Origin of the sequence: Vibrio sp. 10N.222.46.A1 (assembly GCF_041473595.1) — a bacterium.
GTDB lineage: Bacteria > Pseudomonadota > Gammaproteobacteria > Enterobacterales > Vibrionaceae > Vibrio > Vibrio tasmaniensis_A.
In genome coordinates this window covers 1-396 of sequence record NZ_JBFRSN010001523.1, presented here as the reverse complement: position 1 = coordinate 396, position 396 = coordinate 1, and the positions used below count along the sequence as shown (strand labels likewise).

Sequence of the window (396 nt, the reverse complement as noted above, 5' to 3'; positions counted from 1 at the left end):
AAATGAAGTGTAAATAGTAAATGAGAATCAATATAATTTTTAAAATCATTGTTGTTTTTTTGATTTCAGCTTCGGCTTCTGTTTTCGCAGAAACCGAAATGACATCTCAAAATACTTACCCCAAGACTTTCGTTAATGCGGATAGCTCACAGACAGTGATCCCATCTAAACCGACTCGAATCCTTTCTACCTCGGTGACGATTAGTGGGACGCTACTGGCTATTGATGCTCCTTTAGCCGCAACAGCACTCACTTATGAAGGGAAGTTTTTTAGTCAATGGGCAGATATTGCTGAACAGAGAAGCGTGGAAAAGGCATGGCCTGCCGGCAGCGTTGATTTAGAGTCTGCCTATATCTATGAACCTGATTTGATTGTTGTAGCATGGCGCGGTGGTG

At 41.9% G+C, this 396-nt stretch carries 1 pseudogene; it reads left to right on the top strand.

Features of this window, described 5'->3' with window-relative positions:
• Nucleotides 1-98: 98 nt before the first annotated feature.
• A pseudogene (locus AB4496_RS27840) lies at nucleotides 99-396 on the top strand (Fe2+-enterobactin ABC transporter substrate-binding protein); the annotation flags it as partial.